Source organism: Wolbachia endosymbiont of Drosophila seguyi, from assembly GCF_028981765.1.
In the GTDB taxonomy this organism is placed as follows: domain Bacteria; phylum Pseudomonadota; class Alphaproteobacteria; order Rickettsiales; family Anaplasmataceae; genus Wolbachia; species Wolbachia pipientis.
This window is the reverse complement of the sequence record NZ_JAPQLM010000058.1, coordinates 1-3059: the sequence shown is the minus strand read 5'-3', so window position 1 is coordinate 3059 and position 3059 is coordinate 1. Positions and strand designations below refer to the sequence as shown.

Genomic DNA, 3059 nt, shown 5'->3' with positions numbered 1-3059 from the left:
ACTGCTTGTAGTAATTTAGACGGACTGTTGAAAAAGTAAGAGGAAATAAGTAAAGTTAGGACAGAGAGTAAGAGCTTTAACATAGTTGTCATATTTTTCTTTAATTAACCCTAGTGTCCAATTTATCCACCATTCCTTCACATGAGGTGTTTCTAACCATTTTAATAACAGTAAAAAATGTTTTCTTTCAACGCTTTAAATGTGATATTTTTATTCATTAATTAAAAATCTCAAATGTTACTACCATTTCTGTTAATCCTGTCTCTCATTGCCAAGTTCATTGAAATTGACATTTCCGTACCTAGTTTTCCTGATATGGTGCACTATTTTAACGTACCGGAAGGCATAATTCAATTAACTATTGCTTATAATTTCCTAGGCTTTTGCATAGGAGGGTTGTTTTTTGGTCCATTGTCTGAATGCTATGGCAGAAGGAGAATTATGATCATAGGTAACACTTTGTTATTAATCGGCGCTGTTGGTTGTGTTTTTGCACCGTCGATTTTTTGGCTTTTAATCTCTCGCTTTGTTCAGGGCATTGGTGTTAGCACATCTGTAGTTGTGTTTGCAATCGTTGCAGACAGCTACAAAGGCGACGAAGCGGTGAAATTTATTGGAATCATGAATTCTGTTCTTACAGTTGTCATGGCAATTGCGCCAGTGTTAGGCAGTTTCATCAATGAAATTGTAGGATGGCGTGGTAATTATGCAACTGTTGCAATACTTTGTTTGATCTCTTGGGTTTTGCTGCTTTTAGCGTTACCAGAAACAAAAAAGAACCGCGATATTTTCAGTTTGAAAAAAACGATGAAAGATTACAGAAAACTACTATCTAATCCGAGGTTTGTTACGTTGTCTTTGATGTCAAGCCTCTTTTCTGCTGCGTATATGTCATTCATTACTTGTGGACCTTTTCTGTATATGAAGACTTTTGGTTTATCTAGCACTATTTATGCACTACATCAAGGTGCAATAGTTGGGTGCTTCTCACTCATCAGTCTATTTGCTGGCAAAATCTTGCAGAAACTTGGAGCAATAAAGTGTGTAATTTCTGGTACGAGCGTGGGTGCTATTGGGTCTCTATTGCTTGTAATATTCAGTATAATTGTACCCCACTCTTTCTACTTAGTAACACTGTCTATGATTATTTTTTCTATCGGTTGTGCAATTTTCCAGCCAGTGATTTTTAATGCATCAATAAATGTTTTCCCTGAAATTAAAGGCACAGCTTCTTCTGCAGTCTCGTTCATTAGAGCTTTTATCATGGCTATTTTTATCGGCTTAACAAGCTACATTTACAATGGTCAAACAATTAGTGTAGCTGTTCTTGTTTTATCCGCGATAGTACTAGAACTTGTTTTTACTGTCTATCTATTGCGTTTAAAAGATCCTATGTAATTAATAAAGATATTCCATTGTAGGCTGCTAACTTTCCCCTGCCAATCTTTCTGCTTCATTACGTGAGATTAATGCCTCAATAAATTCATCTAGTTCGCCTTCTTTTATAATCTGCTCTAGCCGATGTGAAGTTAGATTAATTCTGTGGTCTGTTATTCTTGATTGTGGGAAATTATATGTTCTTATGCGCTCGGAACGATCACCAGAGCCAATCTGACTTTTCCTCATTGTTGACCTTTCCATTTCTTTTTTTTGTCTTTCAATTTCGTATAGCCTTGCCCTCAATACTTTGAGCGCTTTAGCTTTATTTTTATGCTGCGATTTTTCATCTTGCTGTATCACAACTATCCCTGTTGGCAAGTGGGTGACCCTTACTGCGCTGTCAGTTGTATTCACTGATTGCCCTCCAGGACCACTGGATCTATAAACATCTATTCGTAAGTCTTTTTCTTCTATTTTAAAGTCAACTTCTTCTACTTCAGGTAATATCGCAACAGTAGCGGCAGAGGTATGCAACCTTCCTGAAGATTCAGTTTCTGGCACTCTCTGTACTCTGTGCACTCCTGATTCAAATTTCAACCTTGCAAAAACTTCTGTTCCATTAATGAGTGCAGAAGCTTCCTTATATCCACCTATACCTGTATTAGAAATGCTTATTGGCTCGAACTTCCAATTTCTTCTTTCTGCATATTTTTGATACATACGAAATAACATTGCTGCAAATAATGCTGCTTCTTCTCCGCCTGTACCTGCTCTAATTTCTAATATTGCATTTCTTGAGTCATCTTCATCTTTGGGCAATAATGCTAACTTTAATTTTGCTTTTATTTTTGGTAATAATACCTTGTGCTTTTCGAAAAATTCTTCTTTTGCTAACTCTTTTATATCACCTTCGCTGTTTTCATCTTTCATTATTTCTTCTAAGTCTGAAATTTCCTCTTTCAGCGTGTTATATTCATCAATTATCTTGATTATTGGCCTGAGCTCAGAGTATTCCTTTGAAAGGGTAATGAATTCTTTTTGACTTAAATTGGTAGGATTTTTCAAATTCCTCTCTATATCATTAAATTTTTTCTTTAAGTCTTGTAAATTATTTTCCATATCCATATAGCACAGATCTAGCTAAGTAATATATACTGAAATAAAAAATTTCTTATATCAAGCAATAACACTATAATATACCTACTACCTTCTAGTTGAATATAATGGCAAAACAGATAACATCAAACTGCAATTTCATATTTGGAGCTTCGGATATAAAATCATTACCAAATGAGTCGGCTCCAGAGATTGCGTTTGCTGGTAGATCAAATGTAGGAAAATCCAGTCTGATCAACTTACTGATAAACAGCAAAAAAGCTGCCAGAGTTTCCTCTAAACCTGGATGCACTAGACAAATAAATTTTTACTCTATGTACGATGATAAGTTCAGACTTGTTGATCTACCAGGGTATGGCTACTCTCATGCAGGCAAGGAGGAAATTATACAATATTTAAACTTAATTGAGTATTATCTAATTCAAAGAGAAAATCTAAGAAGAGTGTTTGTGTTGATAGATAGCAAGGTAGGATTAAAAGAAATAGACAAAGACTTCATTTATTGGTTAATATATAATAACATTAACTTTAACATTGTGCTAACAAAAATAGATAAAGTAAGT

At 34.8% G+C, this 3059-nt stretch carries 3 protein-coding genes and 1 pseudogene; 2 read left to right on the top strand and 2 right to left on the bottom strand.

Annotation, left to right across the window (positions count from 1 at the left end; all coding sequences use genetic code 11):
• Nucleotides 1–75: 75 nt before the first annotated feature.
• A pseudogene (locus OZD62_RS06220) lies at nucleotides 76–218 on the bottom strand (N-acetyltransferase); the annotation flags it as partial.
• Nucleotides 219–234: 16 nt separating this feature from the next.
• Here OZD62_RS06220 and OZD62_RS01185 point away from each other — a divergent pair.
• On the top strand, nucleotides 235–1398 hold the full coding sequence (locus OZD62_RS01185; RefSeq protein WP_010962461.1) for a multidrug effflux MFS transporter: 1164 nt from the start codon (nucleotides 235–237) through the stop codon (nucleotides 1396–1398).
• Between the two features lie 27 nt (nucleotides 1399–1425).
• On the opposite strand, the gene prfA is transcribed toward OZD62_RS01185, so the two are convergent.
• Nucleotides 1426–2505 carry a peptide chain release factor 1 gene (prfA, locus tag OZD62_RS01180; protein ID WP_275019256.1) on the bottom strand — a complete coding sequence of 360 codons (1080 nt, stop codon included), beginning with the start codon at nucleotides 2503–2505 and terminating at the stop codon, nucleotides 1426–1428.
• A 95-nt stretch (nucleotides 2506–2600) separates the two neighbouring features.
• Here prfA and yihA point away from each other — a divergent pair.
• Nucleotides 2601–3059: ribosome biogenesis GTP-binding protein YihA/YsxC (yihA, locus tag OZD62_RS01175; protein WP_275019257.1), on the top strand; the 459-nt coding region annotated here is incomplete at its 3' end.